This is a genomic window from Variovorax sp. Soil_C_12 (assembly GCF_057657375.1).
The window spans coordinates 15,553-32,462 of record NZ_JBDGIO010000011.1; the positions used below are offsets into that span (position 1 = coordinate 15,553).

The 16,910-nt window shown below is 66.8% G+C and carries 12 protein-coding genes and 1 pseudogene; 3 read left to right on the forward strand and 10 right to left on the reverse strand.

Annotated elements, in window-relative coordinates:
- Positions 1–67: 67 nt before the first annotated feature.
- The 6 genes from AC3A6X_RS25200 to AC3A6X_RS25225 all read right to left on the reverse strand — a co-directional run bounded on the left by AC3A6X_RS25200 (position 68) and on the right by AC3A6X_RS25225 (position 9,197).
- A complete protein-coding gene (locus tag AC3A6X_RS25200; RefSeq protein WP_487844744.1) occupies positions 68–1,636 on the reverse strand; it encodes a phospholipase D-like domain-containing protein in 1,569 nt (522 codons plus the stop codon).
- A 20-nt stretch (positions 1,637–1,656) separates the two neighbouring features.
- Complete coding sequence (locus AC3A6X_RS25205; protein ID WP_487844745.1) at positions 1,657–2,130, reverse strand: lecithin retinol acyltransferase family protein; 474 nt, start codon at positions 2,128–2,130, stop codon at positions 1,657–1,659.
- A gap of 190 nt (positions 2,131–2,320) precedes the next feature.
- Positions 2,321–7,438, reverse strand: a complete 5,118-nt coding sequence (locus AC3A6X_RS25210) for a trifunctional serine/threonine-protein kinase/ATP-binding protein/sensor histidine kinase (RefSeq protein WP_487844746.1) — start codon at positions 7,436–7,438, stop codon at positions 2,321–2,323.
- Positions 7,435–7,812, reverse strand: coding sequence for a response regulator transcription factor (locus tag AC3A6X_RS25215; RefSeq protein WP_487844747.1), 378 nt, complete (start codon positions 7,810–7,812; stop codon positions 7,435–7,437). The genes AC3A6X_RS25210 and AC3A6X_RS25215 overlap by 4 nt, the downstream gene beginning before the upstream one ends.
- A gap of 124 nt (positions 7,813–7,936) precedes the next feature.
- Positions 7,937–8,599, reverse strand: a complete 663-nt coding sequence (locus tag AC3A6X_RS25220; RefSeq protein WP_487844748.1) for a response regulator transcription factor — start codon at positions 8,597–8,599, stop codon at positions 7,937–7,939.
- 127 nt (positions 8,600–8,726) lie between these two features.
- On the reverse strand, positions 8,727–9,197 hold the full coding sequence (locus AC3A6X_RS25225) for an Ohr family peroxiredoxin (RefSeq protein ID WP_487844749.1): 471 nt from the start codon (positions 9,195–9,197) through the stop codon (positions 8,727–8,729).
- A gap of 485 nt (positions 9,198–9,682) precedes the next feature.
- On the opposite strand from AC3A6X_RS25225, the gene AC3A6X_RS25230 reads away from it, so the two are divergent.
- Both AC3A6X_RS25230 and AC3A6X_RS25235 read left to right on the forward strand, forming a co-directional pair.
- On the forward strand, positions 9,683–11,437 hold the full coding sequence (locus tag AC3A6X_RS25230; RefSeq protein WP_487844750.1) for an IlvD/Edd family dehydratase: 1,755 nt from the start codon (positions 9,683–9,685) through the stop codon (positions 11,435–11,437).
- Between the two features lie 20 nt (positions 11,438–11,457).
- Complete coding sequence (locus tag AC3A6X_RS25235; RefSeq protein ID WP_487844751.1) at positions 11,458–12,390, forward strand: dihydrodipicolinate synthase family protein; 933 nt, start codon at positions 11,458–11,460, stop codon at positions 12,388–12,390.
- Between the two features lie 145 nt (positions 12,391–12,535).
- On the opposite strand, the pseudogene AC3A6X_RS25240 reads toward AC3A6X_RS25235, so the two are convergent.
- The 4 genes and pseudogenes from AC3A6X_RS25240 to AC3A6X_RS25255 all read right to left on the reverse strand — a co-directional run.
- A pseudogene (locus AC3A6X_RS25240) lies at positions 12,536–12,685 on the reverse strand (type II toxin-antitoxin system TacA family antitoxin); the annotation flags it as partial.
- On the reverse strand, positions 12,678–13,490 hold the full coding sequence (locus AC3A6X_RS25245) for a metallophosphoesterase family protein (protein ID WP_487844752.1): 813 nt from the start codon (positions 13,488–13,490) through the stop codon (positions 12,678–12,680). The gene AC3A6X_RS25245 and the pseudogene AC3A6X_RS25240, both read right to left, overlap by 8 nt.
- Positions 13,487–14,446 carry a diacylglycerol/lipid kinase family protein gene (locus AC3A6X_RS25250; protein WP_487844753.1) on the reverse strand — a complete coding sequence of 320 codons (960 nt, stop codon included), beginning with the start codon at positions 14,444–14,446 and terminating at the stop codon, positions 13,487–13,489. The genes AC3A6X_RS25245 and AC3A6X_RS25250 overlap by 4 nt, the downstream gene beginning before the upstream one ends.
- Before the next feature lie 3 nt (positions 14,447–14,449).
- Positions 14,450–15,121: an alpha/beta hydrolase family protein gene (locus AC3A6X_RS25255; RefSeq protein ID WP_487844754.1), complete on the reverse strand. Its 672-nt coding sequence runs from the start codon at positions 15,119–15,121 to the stop codon at positions 14,450–14,452.
- A 195-nt stretch (positions 15,122–15,316) separates the two neighbouring features.
- Here AC3A6X_RS25255 and xdhA point away from each other — a divergent pair, with 195 nt between their 5' ends.
- Positions 15,317–16,909 carry a xanthine dehydrogenase small subunit gene (gene xdhA / locus AC3A6X_RS25260; protein ID WP_487844755.1) on the forward strand — a complete coding sequence of 531 codons (1,593 nt, stop codon included), beginning with the start codon at positions 15,317–15,319 and terminating at the stop codon, positions 16,907–16,909.
- Position 16,910 lies beyond the last annotated feature (1 nt).

Below are 16,910 nucleotides of genomic sequence, written 5' to 3' on the forward strand. Positions count from 1 at the left end.
GGCGTACACCCAAGGTCTTCTGCCGTGGGCATCGATGCTGCAGCAGCAGATCGAGAAGCGTGGACGCTTACAGAAGTTCCTCGTCGACCACCATGGACACGAGCGACATGCGCAGTCGCAGGCGCCAGTTCGAGTTGGGCTCGGCGTCGAGCACCACTTGTTCCCGACCCGCCGCCTGCGCGACCCATTGAAGGCTCTGCCGGTCTCCGGCGCTGCGAACCTGGTAGCTCCTGGGCAAGCGCTCGCTGCTCAGCAGGCTCGCCACCTGGCCGGCCAGCTCCGGGCTGTCCACGATCAGGCCCATCTCCGTATTGGAGTGCGCCGAGCGGCGGTCCATGTTCAGCGAGCCGATGTAGAGCCAGCGCTGGTCGACCACTGCGACCTTGGCATGCAGGCGACCGAGCGAAGCGCTCAACTCGCCGGCGGATTGCCGCACGTCGGTGTCGGGCATCAGTTCGAACAGCGAGACGCCCATCTGCAGCAGGGCGCTGCGATACCGTGCGTAGCCGAAGTGCACCAGAGGCTCGTCGGTCGTTGCCAGCGAATTGGTCATGACCGACACGCGGACCTGGCTGGCGGTGGCCTGGCGGAGGATGTCCAGCGTACGGCGGCCGGGGACGAAGTAGGGCGATGCGACAAGCACTTCGGAGCGAGCCGATTGCAGCAGCGCGAGCTTGGCGTTCATGACCGTGCCGTCTTCGCGTTGCGCATGGCCCGCCTCGGCAACCTTGCTCGGTGCATCGGCGAACACGCGGACCTTGGCCATGTACAGCTCGACGCGGCCACCCGCCAGTTGCGTGCCCACGCTGCTTTGGCCGAGCGCATCGCACGCTTCCACCGGCAGCTCGACGGCGGCGGGCACTTGCACGGCTTCGTCGAAGCGGCGCCGCGCGGCCTCCGGGCCGGCCTCTTGCGCGGCAAGGCTCTGGATCGGGTAGGCGTGTTCGCTGTTCCAGTAGCCGTCGAACACCGTCGACAGCGCCTGCACCACCGGGCCTGCCGAGAGCAGGTCCATGTCGATGAAGTTGGAGGGCTCGCTGCGGCCGAAGTATTCGTTGGCGATGTTGCGCCCACCGCTGATCGCGAACGCGTTGTCGGCGACCATCAGCTTGTTGTGCATGCGGCGATTGACGCGCGAGAACTGGTGCAGCGAGAACAGCACGCGCGAGCCGACGCTGCCGTCGCGCAGCGGCAGCGGGTTGAACATGCGCAGTTCGACGTTGGGGCGGGCTGCGAGGCCGGCCAGCAACGCATCTTCGCCGGCCGCGTGCAAGTCGTCGACCAGCAGGCGCACGCGCACGCCGCGCGTGGCGGCGGCGCTCAGCTCACGCAGGAACTGCCGGCCCGACGTGTCGTCGGCGATCTGGTAGTACTGTGCGTCGATCGTCTTTTCGGCGGCACGGGCCAAGGCGATGCGGGCCTCGAACGCTTGGTCGCCGTCGGGCAGGAGGCGCATGCCCGACAGGTGGCGGCTGCCTTCCGGCGTGGACGCGGCCGCCACCGCGGCGAGGCGGGTGTCGGCGACGTCGGTGCGGGCCTGCGACACGGGGCGCTGCACGCTGTCCGGCAGGCTGGCGCAGCCGGTGAGCACCGCCACGACGAGCGCGCAGCCCGCCAGCGTAACAAAGGAGGCCATCGGGGCTCCATCGAGGCGGGTCAGTTGAAGAGCGGCAGTGCATCCCGGGTGGTACTCCACCCGTTGATGAGGCCGGTCAGGACTCGTGCGACGAGCGCCACCGCGCGCGGATTCGACAACAGGCGCTCCACCTGCTGGCTGCGAGCGGCTCCGATCAGACACCAGGAGCAGAAGTGCTCGCAGTTGTTGCGCAGCACGTCGTAGGCGTCTTCGCCCAGGCGAGAGCAGGCACGGGCGACGACTTCGATGCCGGAGTACGCCGCGTTCGCTTCGCCATGCAGACGCACCGGATGGCCGTTGGCGAACTCGGCGAGGCTGACCTTCGCGACCGGACCGCGGCGCAGCGACGAAGACAGGCCCTGGTAGTGAACGACCTGGCCTGCTCCCACGTAGATGCCGTGATGCGTGTACCAGCGGCGAGGCGTCACGATGTGTGCGCCAAGCGGAAAATGCACGTCACGCGTAGCGGTCGATTCAGTCGTCGCGTTTGTCATGTCGGCCTCTCGGAATGTTCATCACCCGGGAGTGAGCATGGGGCGCGCGGCGGTTGGTTTGTATTGCGCCGTGGTCGGCTGGTTCGACCTCTTGGTATAGCCGCGCACGACAGCCACACGCCAAACGCAGGCGGTCTTCAACCAGCTGGCCGAGGCCCTGTGCGCAGGGTTGGGGGCTCTGAACCTTGGTTCAGATCAGGGCTGGCAGCGTGAACCTGAAAGCGGCGCCGCGCGGCCCGTGGGAGTCCACCCATAGCTTGCCGCCGTGGGCATCGATGATGGAGCGGCAGATCGACAGCCCGATTCCCAGGCCGCTGGACTTCGTGGTGTAGAAGGATTCGAAAACCCGCTCGCGATGCTCCGGTGCGATCCCGGGACCCGTGTCGCCGACCGTGACGAGCAGGCCCTGCGACGGATTCGATTCGGTGCTGATCAGCAGTTCTCGCGTTTCGGCGTTGACGCCCAGCATGGCCTCGTTCGCGTTGAGGATCAGGTTCAGCATCACCTGCTGCAGTTGAATCCGATCTCCGTGAACGGGCGGCAGTCCCTGCGCGAGCTGCGTGTGGACCGTCACGCCATTCTTCGACAGCTCGCCTCGCGCGAGTGCAACCACGTTGCCGATGGCATCGTTCAGGTCGATGCTCTCCTTGCGAGGCGGCGCTCTTCTGACCTGATCGCGGATCCGGCTGATGATGTCGCCGGCCCTGTAGGTATCGGTGACCACGCACTCGAGCGCCTCGTTGACTTCCGCCAGCTCCGGTGGATCTCTCGCGAGAAAGCGCAGCGCCGCGTGAGCGTTGTTGCGTGCCGCGCCGATCGGCTGGTTGACTTCATGGGCGATGGAAGCCGCGAGCTGTCCCATGGTGGCCAGGCGGTTCGCGCGCGCCAGCTCCGTCTGCACATCGCGCATCGCGTCCGCGCGTTCGGCAAGGTCGCGGTACAGGCGCGCGTTCTCCATCGAGATGGCGGCCTCCGATGCCAGCAGCTTGAGCACTGCCATTCGAGCGGGCGTGAAGGCGTCGACCGTCAGGTTGTTCTCCAGGTACAGCACCCCCAGCAGTCTCGTCTGCCTGAGTATCGGCAGGCACAGCAGCGACCTCGCGTGGTGCTCGCGAATGTAGTCGTCGGCGGAGAAGGCGTTCTGGCCCGAGGCGTCGTGCAGCAGCACGCCTTCCTTGGTACGAACGACGTAGCGGAAGACGGACTCGGACAGATCTGCTGCGGTGACGGCCGCTTGCCGGAGATGAACCTCCACCTGGCCGCTGCCGGTCGTGGCTTCCGCTTCTATCCGGTATTCATTCCCGCTCGGAAGAATCAGCACACCTCGTTCGGCGCCGGCATGCTCGATGGCCGTGCGCATGAGCGTGTCGATCAGCTTCTCCAGGACGATCTCGCCCGACAGCGCTTCGGAGACCTTCATCACGGTCGCCAGATCGAGGCGCTCGACGGATGTGTCGATCGTGGTGCCGGGCTGCGGGATCGGCTTGTCCGCCCTGAGGTGCGGGTACAACTGCTCGAGCTGTCGAACCTTGCCTTCAGCGCCCCAACGGCGGTAGCACTCCCGCGCATCGCGCAGGTAGCTCGTCGCAATCTTCTCGAAGCCGCGCGCCGCGTAGAAGCACCCGGCGCGCTCGTTGGCGATCGCCTCGTTGTGGACAAAGCCGTGGACCTGCGCCGAACGCACGGCTTTCTCGTAGAGGTCTTGGGCTTCGAGCACGCGGCCTTCGATCCTGGCGATTTCCGCACCCACGATGGCTGTGCGATTCTCGAAGGTCACAGGGTTGTGCTGGGCCCACGTTTCGAGCTGCTTGTGGTGACCGATCAAGGCCTCGACGTGTTGCCGCCTCTGGTCACCAGAGACGGATTCACAGGCTGCAGCATGCGCGAGCGCACCATAGAGTTGAAACTCGGCGGTTTCGAAGTTGGCCGCCGCGATCCAAAGCAGCCGTTGCGCGTTCTGGGCAGCGTCGAGCGCGGAGGCGTGGTCCCCGGCAAGGAATCGTGCCTGCAACTTGCGGACCCAATAGTCGAATTCGGCAAGCCCCAGATTGGGCTCGCTGGCCAGATGGCGTTCGGTGTCGCGCTCGTCATAGCCCTCGTAATCCAGCCGCCCAAAGGCTGCAGTCGATCCGCGCAGGGTACGTGCGAGCCCAAGGTGCGCGCCGCAGATGGCATTGACGAGACCCAATTGGGCCTGGCTGGAAAAGGCAAGACCGCCTTCGGCGTCCTTTTGCACTTCCGTGAGGGGATCGCCTGCCGCCAGACTGAGCGTGATCGACCTCTCCAGGCTATAGCCTGCAAAGGCGAGTTCGCCGCTCCGATACGCGGCGTCGAATGCACGGCGTACGAGCTCGCGCCCGCTGGCGGGGTGTTTTGCCCACGGTATGACGAGCGCACCCACACACAAGTAGGTCCGCGCCTGGTAGCGAGTCAGTCCGCGCTTCTCGACCAGGTCATAGCCCAGTTGGCCGAACCGAAGTCCGTCTGTGTAGTCGTTGAAGCGCGGTCCGGCGAAAAAGGCCATCCAGACATAGCCGAAACACGACGCATCGCAGTTTCCATGTTCGAGGCTGAGGCTGACCAGGCGGCAGACGACGAGCGATGCCAGGTGTTCATCGAAGAAGTAGGAGGGCGTAGCGGCTTCCGAAAAGACGTCCACCGTGTCCAGGACGTCCGGGTCCGTGATCAGAGGCAGGTTCACGAGCTCTTCGATCTGCCGGCTGCCAAGCAGCGTCCGGGTTCGTGCGTACTCGCGCATCGCCTCTTCCCGTGTGGGATGTTTCGACCAGACCGTGCCATCGCGGCGGAGCCACTCCAGGAACACGTCGAGCGCCTGATCGCTCTTGTCCCAATTGGTGTAAAGCGCGATCCGCAGACGCGTCGCGACGCAATAGTCATGGCGACTCCTGGCGCGCTCGGCCAGCCGCGAGAGCCGATGCTCGGCCGTCGACATGGCTCCCGTCAGCAGTTCGCACTCGGCCATCAGGCACTCGATGGAGAACATGAGCGCGTAGTTGCCGGCCCAGGTCCCCTCTGCAAGGAGGGCGCTGCCCGCGCCGAGGTACTTGAGCGCCGAGACATAGGCGGTCGAGATCCTTGCGCGCCGAGCAGCGATCAGATTGAGGCCCGCAACGTTCTCCCGCTCCTCGACCGAGGTGATGAGTTGGGAGCCGCGGTTCAGTTGATTGACGATCTCGAAGATAACCTCTTCCTGCTTCTCCGCAGGCGTGTGCTCGGCCAGGAGCGTGCCAAGCCGCAGATGCGTCTCGGCGCGCAGTTCCTCGGGAATCGACGAATAGGCCGCCTCCTGCACGCGATCGTGAAGAAAGAGGTAGCCGTCGTTCGAGCGGAAGATCAAGCCGGCACGAACCGCCTCCCACAGATGGTCGTGCAATTCCTCGATCGACTCCTGGCAGGCCATGCGCAGCACGTCGAACTCGGCGCTGTTTCCCAGGCAGGCAAGCTGATGCAGCGCTTTCTGCGTTGCCATGGGCAGGCGGTTCAACTTCCCGACCATCAGCTCCACGACGTTGTCGGTGTAGCCCTTGGCATGGATGAGGCCCAGATCCCATGACCATCGCCCTTCACCGTAGTCGAAGGCGAGCAAGCCCTCGTCTGCCAGTGCGGAAATGAACTGGATTGCGAAGAACGGATTGCCGGACGTCTTCTCGTGAATCAACTGCGCCAACGGCTCGACGCGCCCCGGGTCGCAGCGAAGAGAGTCGGCCAGCAGTTGTCCCAGGTTGTCGCCATCCAGCGGGGCGAGGACGATTTCCTGCAACACGGCCCCGCCTTGGCGGATGGCATCCAGCTTGCGCACCAGAGGGTGGGTGGCGCTGACCTCGTTGTCGCGATAAGCGCCGATCAGCAAAAGGTGCTTCAGATCGGAGCGCGTCAGCAGGTCCTCGAGCAGGTCGAGCGTTGCCGTGTCCAGCCACTGCAGATCGTCGAGGAAGAGGGCGAGCGGATGCTCGGGCTGCGCGAATACGCCGATGAAGCGCCGAAATACCAGCTGGAAGCGCCCCTGCGCATCCCGCGGAGGAAGCTCGGGCACCGGCGGCTGCTCCCCGATGATGTGCTTCAGTTCCGGGACGAGCTCGACCATGAGCAGTCCGTTCGGATCCAGCGCCTCGCGAAGCGCGTCGCGCCATTTGCCCAGGTCTTCTTCGTCCTTGCTCAGGAGCTGGCGAATCAGCCCTCTGAACGCCTGTGCCAGCGTGGCATACGGAATGTCGCGCTTGTACTGGTCGAACTTGCCTGACGCGAATAACCCGCGAAGAGGAACGAGCGGCTTCTGGAGTTCGTTGACGACAGCGGATTTTCCGACGCCCGAGTAGCCGGAGACGAGCACCACCTCGGGCCTGCCCCCGGCGACGATGCGATCGAAGGCGGCGAGCAGGGTGCCGACCTCCGATCTGCGGCCGTAGAGTTTCTCGGGGATCATGAGGCGATCCGGAGCGTCATGATCGCCCAGCGCAAAATCGTGGATGCGCCCGTCCGCGTTCCATTCGCAGAGGCAGCGCCTGAGGTCGCTCTCGACACCCGCCGCCGTCTGGTATCGCTCCTCGACGGTCTTGGCGAGCATCTTCATCGTGATGGCGGAGACCGCGATCGGAATGCTCGCCAACCGTTCGCTGGGCGTTGTCGGCTGCCTCGCGATGTGGCAGTGCACCCACTCCATCGGCTCGGATGCCGTGAACGGAAGACAGCCTGTCAGCATTTCATAGAAGGTGACGCCCAGCGAGTACAGGTCGCTTCGGGAATCGATGGAGCGGTTCACTCGCCCCGTTTGCTCGGGCGCCATATAGGCGAGGGTTCCTGCAATGAACTCGGGCGCTTCGAGCGCCTGGCGCTCTCGCGGGAAGCGGGATGCAATGCCGAAGCCGGTGAGCCAGATGCGCTCCTCCGCCGGATCCACGATCACGTTGGAAGGCTTGATGTCCTTGTGGATGAGGCCGCGTCCGTGCAGCCGGGCGAGTGTGGACGCCATCGCCGCCGCCAGGCGCAGGAATCGTCGGATGTCCATGGGCTCGGCGATGAGGCGATCGAGGGGGATGCCCCCAGAGAACTCGACGAACAGCGTCGTCTGCCCGTGCTCGTGCACGAGTTCGATGGGCCGCAACGCCCATGCAGCGTCGAGGTCATCCTTGAGTTCGTATTCGTGCGTCAGGCGACGAGTTCCCTGACGCAGCAGATGCTCGGCGCCGGAGCGCGTTGGCGTGAAGGCGTATCGATCGCGCCCGGCATCGTCGCTGCGGAGTCTGCAGAAGACACGCTCGACGTCTTCCCACAGCACTTCCGTGCTCATGGCGCGGCTCGGTGCGCCTGATGGCGCGCGAAGGCGCGACGAAGGCAATCGATCAGGACGGCCTCGTCCAAGGGCTTGGGAAGGTAGCAGCCGACACCCAGGCTCAGCATGTGTTGGCGGACGCCTTCTTCCGGATGGGCCGTGATCAGGATCGTCGGGATCGCGCGCCCCGTCGCGATCAGGTGCCTGTAGAGCTCCACACCCGTCATCACAGGCATGTGAACATCGGTGACCAGGCAGGCAGTCTCGGGCAGCCGGGTGGAGGCGAGGAATTCGGCCGCGGACGGGAACACCGCGACGGTGTAGCCGTGCGACTTGAGCAGTCTTCGCATGGAGTCGCGAAAGGACTGGTCGTCATCGACGATGGAGATCAAGGATGGCTCTGGCACGACAGTTTCCGGTGCGTCGCTTGCAGACTCGGCAACGAGTACCGCTTGTTGCCGAGCGTACTGCCTTGGCGAGGCTGGGTCTCTAAGCCTTGGTTTAGGGTCTGGGCGACTAAGAGCGCTCGGCCTTTTTCGGCAGCAGATTGAGCTTGTCCGCCATGCGGCAGAGTTCCGGGAGCGAAGCGGCCTCGATCTTGTGCATCATGTTGCTCCGGTGAACCTTCACCGTGGTCTCGGTGATGCCCATGTCGTCGGCAATCTGCTTGTTCAACCGGCCCTGCACGACCTGGATCAGGATTGCGCGCTCTCGCGGCGTCAGTTCTTCGAATCGAGCCCTGAGCGCGCTCAGGGATTCGTCGTTCTCGCGGCGTGCGCGGTCTCGAGCGAGCCCCACGTTTACGGCGTCCAGAAGATCCTGGTCCCGGAACGGCTTGGTCAGAAACTCGATGGCGCCCGCCTTCATAGCCTGTACCGACATCGGAATGTCGCCATGTCCGGTGATGAAGACGATCGGGAGCGCCGCGCCCGCCGCGGCAAGATCGCGCTGGAATTCCAGCCCGCTCCTCCCCGGCATTCTCACATCGAGAACCAGGCAGGTCGGACTCTCGGGCCGCTCGGATTTGGCAAACTCGGCGACCGATGCAAACGCCAGTGCACGCAGACCGGCCGAGCGCAGCAGTCGCTCGAGCGACTGGCGAAATTCCGCGTCGTCGTCGATGACCACCACGCAGGCATCTGAGTCCGGCGCCGCTTTCGTTGGCGATTGAAGTTCCACCAGGAGGCCCTCCTCGTTGCAAGTCGTCACATTGCGACCTGATCGAGCGCTATCGTCCACGCATCCGGGGCGGCAGGCAAGACCACGGGGCCGTATTGGTCTTGTGGCTGCCGTGCCGCCCGGCGCATCACGCTGCAACGGCGTCCGTGGCGACGACGTTCGTGACGACGTCGATGTTGCCGTGAACGGCTTTCGAGTACGGGCAGACCTCGTGCGCCGCGTGCGCGATGGCCTCTGCCACGTCGAGCGCAACGCCCGGCATGCGGACGTCGATCCGGGCCTGGATGAAGTACGCATTGCCGGTCTTGCCGAGATCCACCTCGATGTCGACGGACATGTCGGAGGGGAGCGTCACCTTCTTCGATTTGGCCACGAGGCCGAGCGCGCCGGTGTAGCAGGCGGACCAGGCGCCGGCGAACAGCTGCTCTGCCGCCGGATGCGCCTGAATCGCCGTGAACCCGAAGTCGTTGCCGGCGTTGCCGGGGGTCGAGAGCCGGATGTCGAGGCGGTCATCGCCGCGCGGGGCGCCTTCACGGTGGCTGGCCGCCGTCGTGTGGGTCTTGCCGGTGAGCAGAACGGTTTGGATCTTGGTGGTCATTGCGGAGTCCTGATAAGTTGGGGTTGAATTCGGGTGTGACTGCAAATGTTCACAACCCGGGAGCAAGGATGCCGGGCACCGGGGTTGGCTTGTATTGCGCCGTGGTCGAGCGCTTCGACCTCTTGGTATCGCCGCGCACGATTGCTGCGTGCGAAACGCAGGCAGTATTCAACCAGCGGGCCGAGAGCCTGCGCACATCGTTGGGCGCTCTAAACCTTGGTTTCGGGGGAAGGCTGGCCGAAGATGATCGATCGTCCTTAGCCAGCGCCGATTTCGGGATATCGGCGTCCACCACTGCCTCGCTTGTCATCAACGATCCTCCACTCAATTGCCCCCAGGCGCGCAGATGGCCTCGACCAGCCCCAGTGTGTGCAGGTTGTCGGTCGGCGCCGTCTCGAAGTCGCAGCCGGCAGCTGTTGGCCGACCAGCTGGCCCAATCCTCGCGTACGCTGACCGTCGGCGCGCTTCCTCCTGAGACACCCCCCATGCCCACCCCCAAATTCCCGTTCGAGCCCGATGACTCCCAGGACAAGTCGGGCATGCGCAAGGGCCTGACCAGCTACGGCGACCAGGGCTTCTCCCTGTTCCTGCGCAAGGCCTTCATCAAGGGCGCGGGCTTCACCGATGCGGCACTGGACCGCCCGGTGGTCGGCATCGCCAACACCGGCAGCGCCTACAACCCCTGCCACGGCAACGCGCCGCAGCTGATCGAAGCGGTCAAGCGTGGCGTCATGCTGGGCGGTGGGCTACCGATGGAATTTCCGACGATCTCGATCCACGAAAGCTTCGCGGCGCCGACCAGCATGTACTTGCGCAACCTGATGTCCATGGACACCGAGGAGATGGTGCGCGCCCAGCCGATGGACGCCGTGGTGCTGATCGGTGGCTGCGACAAGACCGTGCCGGCGCAACTGATGGGCGCGGCTTCGGCCGGCATCCCCGCGATCCAGCTCATCACCGGCTCGATGCTGACCGGCAGCCACCGTGGCGAGCGTGTCGGTGCCTGCACCGATTGCCGGCGCTACTGGGCAAAGTTCCGCGCCGGGGAGATCGAGGCGGAAGAAACCGTCGACGTGAACAACCAGCTGGTGGCCAGCGTCGGCACCTGCTCGGTGATGGGCACCGCCAGCACCATGGCTTGCGTGGCCGAGGCGCTGGGCATGACGATGCCGGGCGGCGCCTCACCGCCGGCAGTGACGGCCGACCGCATCCGCATCGCGGAGCAGACCGGCGCCCAGGCGGTGCAGATGGCGCGCGAGGGCCTGACCATCGACAAGGTGCTGACGCCCGCGGCGTTCGAGAACGCGATGCGCGTGCTGCTCGCGATCGGCGGCTCGACCAACGGCATCGTCCACCTCGCCGCGATTGCCGGCCGCATGGGCCTGGAGATCGACCTGGCCGCGCTGGATCGCATGGGGCGCGAAACCCCGGTGCTGCTGGACCTCAAGCCCTCGGGTCAGCACTACATGGAGGACTTTCACGCGGCCGGCGGAATGGCGACGCTGCTGCGCGAACTCAAGCCCCTGCTCGAGCTCGACGCGCTGACCGTCACCGGCCGCACGCTCGGCGAAGAGATCGAACGCGCAGGCCCGGGGTTCCCGCAAGACGTGGTCCGCCCGGCCAGCAGGCCGATCTACCCGCAAGGTGCCATTGCGGTGCTGCGCGGCAACCTGGCCCCCGGCGGCGCGATCATCAAGCAATCGGCGGCCGATCCGAAGCTGATGGAGCACGAAGGCCGCGCGGTGGTCTTCGAGAACGTCGAGGACCTGGCCGAGCGGATCGACAGCGACGCGCTCGACGTCACGCCGCAGGACGTCCTGGTGCTAAAGAACATCGGCCCCAAGGGCGCGCCGGGCATGCCCGAGGCCGGCTATCTCCCGATCCCGCGCAAGCTGGCGCGCGCCGGCGTCAAGGACATGGTGCGCATCTCCGACGGACGCATGAGCGGCACCGCGTTCGGCACCATCGTGTTGCACGTGACGCCCGAATCCGCCATCGGAGGTCCGCTCGCCCATGTGCGCAACGGCGACCGCATTCGGTTGAGCGTGGCAAGCCGCGAGATCACGCTGCTGGTGTCCGACGAAGAACTGGCGCGCCGCGCAAAGGAGTCGCCGGTGGTGGCGCCAACTGCCGAGCGCGGCTACCGCAAGCTCTTCCTGCAGTCCGTGACGCAGGCCGATCAGGGTGTCGACTTCGATTTCCTGCGCGCTCCGCACTCGCTCGGCAAAGTTCCCCAGTAGTGCTTCATGGAAAGTAGCCGATGACGACAAGACTGCGCGGCGTTCTGGCGCCGGTACTGACTCCCTTCGATCACCGACTCGAGCCCGACGTCGGGCGTTTCATCGCGCACTGCCGCTGGCTGGTGGACAACCACGCGGGACTGGCCATCTTCGGCACCAACTCCGAAGCGGCTTCGATTTCCGTGTCCGAGCGCCTGGCCCTGACGGACGCGCTGGTGGAGGCGGGCATTCCGCCCGCGAGGATGATGCCGGGCACCGGCGCCTGCGCGCTGCCCGACGCCGTCGCACTCTCTCGCCACGCCAGCAAGACAGGTGCCGCCGGGCTGTTGGTCCTGCCGCCGTTCTTCCTGAAGGGCGTCTCCGATGACGGCGTGTTCGCGTACTACGCGGAGATCATCGAGCGCGTCGGCGCCGGCTGCGCGCCGATCTATCTCTATCACATCCCTCAGTTCACTTGCGTACCGATCACGCTCAGCCTGATCGAGCGGCTGCGGAAGCGCTTCCCGACGGTGATCGCGGGCGCCAAGGATTCCTCGGGCGACTGGAGCAATACCAAGGCCATGATCGACAACTTTGCGGCCGGGGGCTTCGACGTGTTCCCGGCCAGCGAATCGTTTCTCTCTGCGGCCATGCCGATCGGCGCAGCAGGCTGCATCAGCGCCACGGTGAACATGAACCCGGCGGGCATCCATCGCGTGTTCGAAGGCTGGAACAGCGATGAAGGTCCGGAATTGCAGGCCAAGGCCGACGCCGTTCGCAAGGTGTTCCAGGGCGGCTACATGATTCCTGCGATGAAGCACGCCGTCGCCAAGTTTTCAGGCGATGCGCAATGGCGCCGGGTGCGCCCGCCGCTGGTCGAGCTGGACGAGACGACCGGCCGCAAGGTTGAAGCAGAACTGCAGGCGATCGCGTTCGACATGCCGGGCTATCCGAGGCTCGCACCCAGCCATTAGCAGCCGCTCGCGCGGCGTCGCGTGTCCTGTAACGCCTCCTCCCGAAAATACTGGTCGAGCGCCTCGCCCCCGCAAGCGAAGTCGGCGCGGTCACCGGGACGGCGCGATCAGTTTCTTGTGGGCATTCGCTGATGTCCGTCTGTTCAAGCGTGCGGCGCGCGGCCTGCTGCGCAGCCCCCATGAGGAAGTCGCTGACGCTGCGTCCCTCGATCTCTGCAGCACGCCGGATGACAGCTGGCACGTCCGGCGCAATGCGCACTTCAATATGGTCGGTGCGGCTGGTATCTTTACGCATTGTCCAGCGCCAGGGTGTGCACGCGGGCACGCCGGAACGGCGCACCGCCGGCGGCGCAGTCCCATTGCTCCACCGTGCAGCGCCGTTCGCCGGCCTCGCCCTCGAAGCGGATGAGGTTCACCGAGTTGGGGGCACCCGCGCGCAGCCGGGTCGACACGGCGGTGCCCGCCTGCACGCACCAGATCCGGCGCGCCAGCCCGCCGGCACTTTCGTGCAGTGGCAGGACGAAGGGCAGGTGGATATGCCCTCCGAGCACCAGGTCCGCCCCCGCCTCGGCCCAGATTCGCACGGCCTCCTCGCGGCCGATGAGCAGGTTCTTGCGGTCCTCCTCGCGCGTGACCGCGACCGGCTGGTGCACCACCACGACCCGCAGCTGCCGGGCCGTGCCTTGCGCGAGGCGCTGCGCCGCGCGCTCGGCCTGCTGCGCCGAAACTGCGCCGTTCTCGTGCCGGTACCAGCGCGTGGTGTTGACGCCGACGACCAGCAAATCGGGCGAATCCACCACGGGCGCGAGCGAGTGGCCGAAGGCCTGGCGGTAGCGCGCATAGGGCGCCAGCACGCGGGTGGACAGCGCGAACAGCGGGATGTCGTGATTGCCCGGTATCGCCAGCATCCGCGCGACGGCGAGGCTGTCCACGAAGGCGCGGGCCCGCGCGAACTGCGCGCGCGTCGCCCGCTGCGTGATGTCGCCGGAGAGCACGAGCGCATCCGGCCGCTCGGCCTGCACCAGCGCGGCCAGCGCGCGCATCACCTCGGGCTGCTCGGTGCCGAAATGCGGGTCGGACATGTGCAGGAGGCAGCTCATCGACGCGCGTCCTCCCGCTCGCCCGGCCCCGGCTTGATGAGCCACAGCGGCTCGGGCGCGACCCGGAAGTGCAGGGGCATGTCCATGCGCTGCACCTCGCCGTCCGTCGCGACCTTGGCGCGCCGCCGCCTGCGCTGGGCCGGGCTGACCGACATCGAGCGGAAGGACGCATGCATGACGTTGTCGGAATCGCCGAGCCGGCTCAGGGCGCCGTGCAGCATCAGCGCGAACAGCGCGAGCCGGCCCGTGGGGCGCAATGCGATGGCCGTGAGCTCGCCTTGCTCCACCGCCTCGGGCCGCGGCATGCCGACCTGCTGCAGCTGCAGTGCGTTGTTGCCGACGAAGAGCGTCGGGGTGCGCACCAGGTGCTCCTCGCCGCGCCATCGGATGTGCAGGTCCCATCCCGGATGACGGCGCATCGCGGTCACCACGGCCGACCAGAGCGCCACCCACCGGCTGCGGCCATAGCGGGACTTGTAGACCTCCCGGTCCTCCAGCACGCGCGCATAGAGCCCGAGGCTGGCATTGACGAGGAAGACCCGCTCGTTCACCAGGCCGACCTGCACCGGCACCGGCCGGGCGCCGAGCAGCACCCGCAGCGCCTCGCCGGTGTCCGTGGGAATGGCATGGGTGCGGCTGAAATAGTTGAACGTGCCCTTCGGCAGAACGCCCAGCGCGCAGCCGCTGCCCAGCAGCGCCTGCGCCACCGCGTTGATGGTGCCGTCGCCGCCGGCCGCGACCACCACGCCGGCCTCCGCCCGCGCGGCGTCGACAGCCTCGCGGATTCGCTCCGGCAGGCGGTGCAGGCGCGTGACCTCGAACAGCCGGTAGGCTCGCTCCTGCGCTGCGCAGGCCGCTGCGATTGCGTCGCGCAGGGCCTGCGCGCTGCCGCGGCCCGAGTGGACATTGAAGACGATGAAGAGCGGCGATCGCTCGTGCGAGCGGCACGGGGACATGGGCTATGCCCGCATCCAGGTCGCCATGCCGTCGAGGATTTCCGCGAGGACCTCCTCGTCGTTGCGCCCGGACCGGCGCAGCACGTGAAAGGCGTGGTCGGCCTCGGCGATCTCCATCAGCGTTGCCGACGCCCCCAGCTTCGAGACCACGCCCCGGATGCTGGCCAGGTCCGCCAACTCGTCGCGCGTGCCCTGCACGAACAGCATCGGCACCTGCACATCGGCCAGGTGGTCGGCGCGCCCGGTCGAGGGGGTGCCCGCCGGATGCAGTGGAAAGCCGACGAAGACCAGGCCCTTCACCCCCGGCAGCGGATCGAGCGCCTGCGCCTGCGAAGTCATCCGCCCGCCGAAGGACTTGCCGCCCGCGAAGAGCGGCAGCGGCCCGAAGCGTTCGACCGCCTGCGCCACCGCCGCGCGCACGGCGGCATGGGCCACGGGCGGCGGATCGGGCCGCTTCTTGCCCTGTTCCATCGACGGGAACTGGTAGCGCAGCGTGGCAATGCCGCGCGCCGCCAGCCCGGCCGACACCGCGCTCATGAACGAATGCCCCATGCCCGCGCCCGCGCCGTGGGCGAAGACATAGCAGGCCAGGGGGTCGGCCGGCGACTGCACCAGTCCCGAGACAGTGCCATGGCTGCCGACCTGGAAGTTGATTTGTTGCGTGTGGAGGCTCATGCTGGATTCCATCGGAGCGCCCAGTGTGCGGCCTGCGGCGCACTAAACAGCCCGAATCAAGGGTTTTCCCGGGCGTTATATAGCAAGCCCCACATAGGCCGTATGGGCACGTCTGTATGCCTAAGGCCTCGCAAAGGAATACCTTTCGCAGGCACGATTTTTGATCGCAACGAAGACCGCCCCACGAGCATGAGCATGACCGACCACACCCAACCCATCCGCTTCTTCCACCGCGGCCGGATCGTCGACGTGAGCGGCGTCCATCCGACCCGCTCGGTGCTGGACTGGCTGCGCGAGGACGCGCGCTGCACCGGCACCAAGGAAGGCTGCAACGAGGGCGATTGCGGCGCCTGCACGGTGGTGATCGGCGAGCTCGCCGAGGCGGGCGAGAAGGAAGCGGTGGGCGGCCTGCGCCTCTCGACCGTCAACGCCTGCATCCAGTTCCTGCCCACGCTGCATGGCAAGGCGCTGTTCACGGTCGAGGACCTCAAGGCCCAGTGCACCCGCCAGCGCGACCGGGCGCCGCGCGACAAGCAGACGGCCATACACCTGCACCCGGTGCAGCAGGCCCTGGTCGACTGCCACGGCTCGCAGTGCGGCTTCTGCACCCCGGGCTTCGTGATGTCGCTGTGGTCCACCTACGAGCACCACCAGGACGCGGGCACGCAACCCACGCGCCAGCAGCTGGCCGACGATCTCTCGGGCAACCTGTGCCGCTGCACCGGTTACCGCCCCATCCTCGATGCCGGCCAGCGCATGTTCGACCTGCCCGCCGTGCGGCTGGACACCGAGCCCGTGGTGGCCGCGCTGCAGAGCCTGAAGCACGAGCCCAGCTTCGACTACGCCGCGCCGCTGGGCCAGCGCATCGACCATTTCCACGCGCCCACGACGCTGGCCCAGCTCGCCGCGCTGCGCGAGGCCAAGCCGGCCGCGCAGCTTCTGTCCGGTTCCACCGACGTGGGCCTCTGGGTCAACAAGCAGTTCCGCGACCTGGGCGACATCATCTATGTGGGCGACGTGGCCGAGATGAAGGTGGTGGAGGAGCGCGAGTTCGACGGCACGCCCGCCCTCTACATCGGCGCCGGCGCCTCGCTCGAGAACGCCTTCCGCGCGCTGGCTGCGCGCGTGCCCAGCCTTACCGACGTCTGGCTGCGCTTCGCCTCGCCGCCGATCCGCAATGCCGGCACCATGGGCGGCAACGTGGCCAACGGCTCGCCCATCGGCGACTCGCCGCCGGTGCTGATGTCGCTGGACGCCGAGATCGAGCTGCGCCGCGGCGAGCGCGTGCGCCGCATGCCGCTGCCCGATTTCTACGTCGACTACATGAAGAACAAGCTGGAGCCCGGCGAGTTCGTGCAGGGCCTGGCCGTGCCGCTCGCGGCGATGAAGCGCCAGGTGCGGGCCTACAAGATCAGCAAGCGCTTCGACTGCGACATCTCGGCCCTGTGCGGCGGCTTCGCCGTCGAGCTCGACGGCGACGTCGTCAAGGCCGTGCGCCTGGCCTACGGCGGCATGGCCGCGATCGTCAAGCGCGCGGCGCAGGCCGAGGCCGCGCTGCTCGGCAAGCCCTGGACGCAGGCCAGCGTCAATGCCGCCAAGCTGGCGCTGGCGCAGGACTTCAAGCCGCTGACCGACATGCGCGCCAGCGCCGACTACCGCCTGCTGGTGGCGCAGAACCTGCTGCAGCGCCTGTGGCTGGAAACGCGCGCCAAGGATCCATTGCCGGTGGAGGCCACCAGTGTCTGGAGCGTGATGCCGCACGCCGTCGCGACCGCCGAAGGAGTCTGAA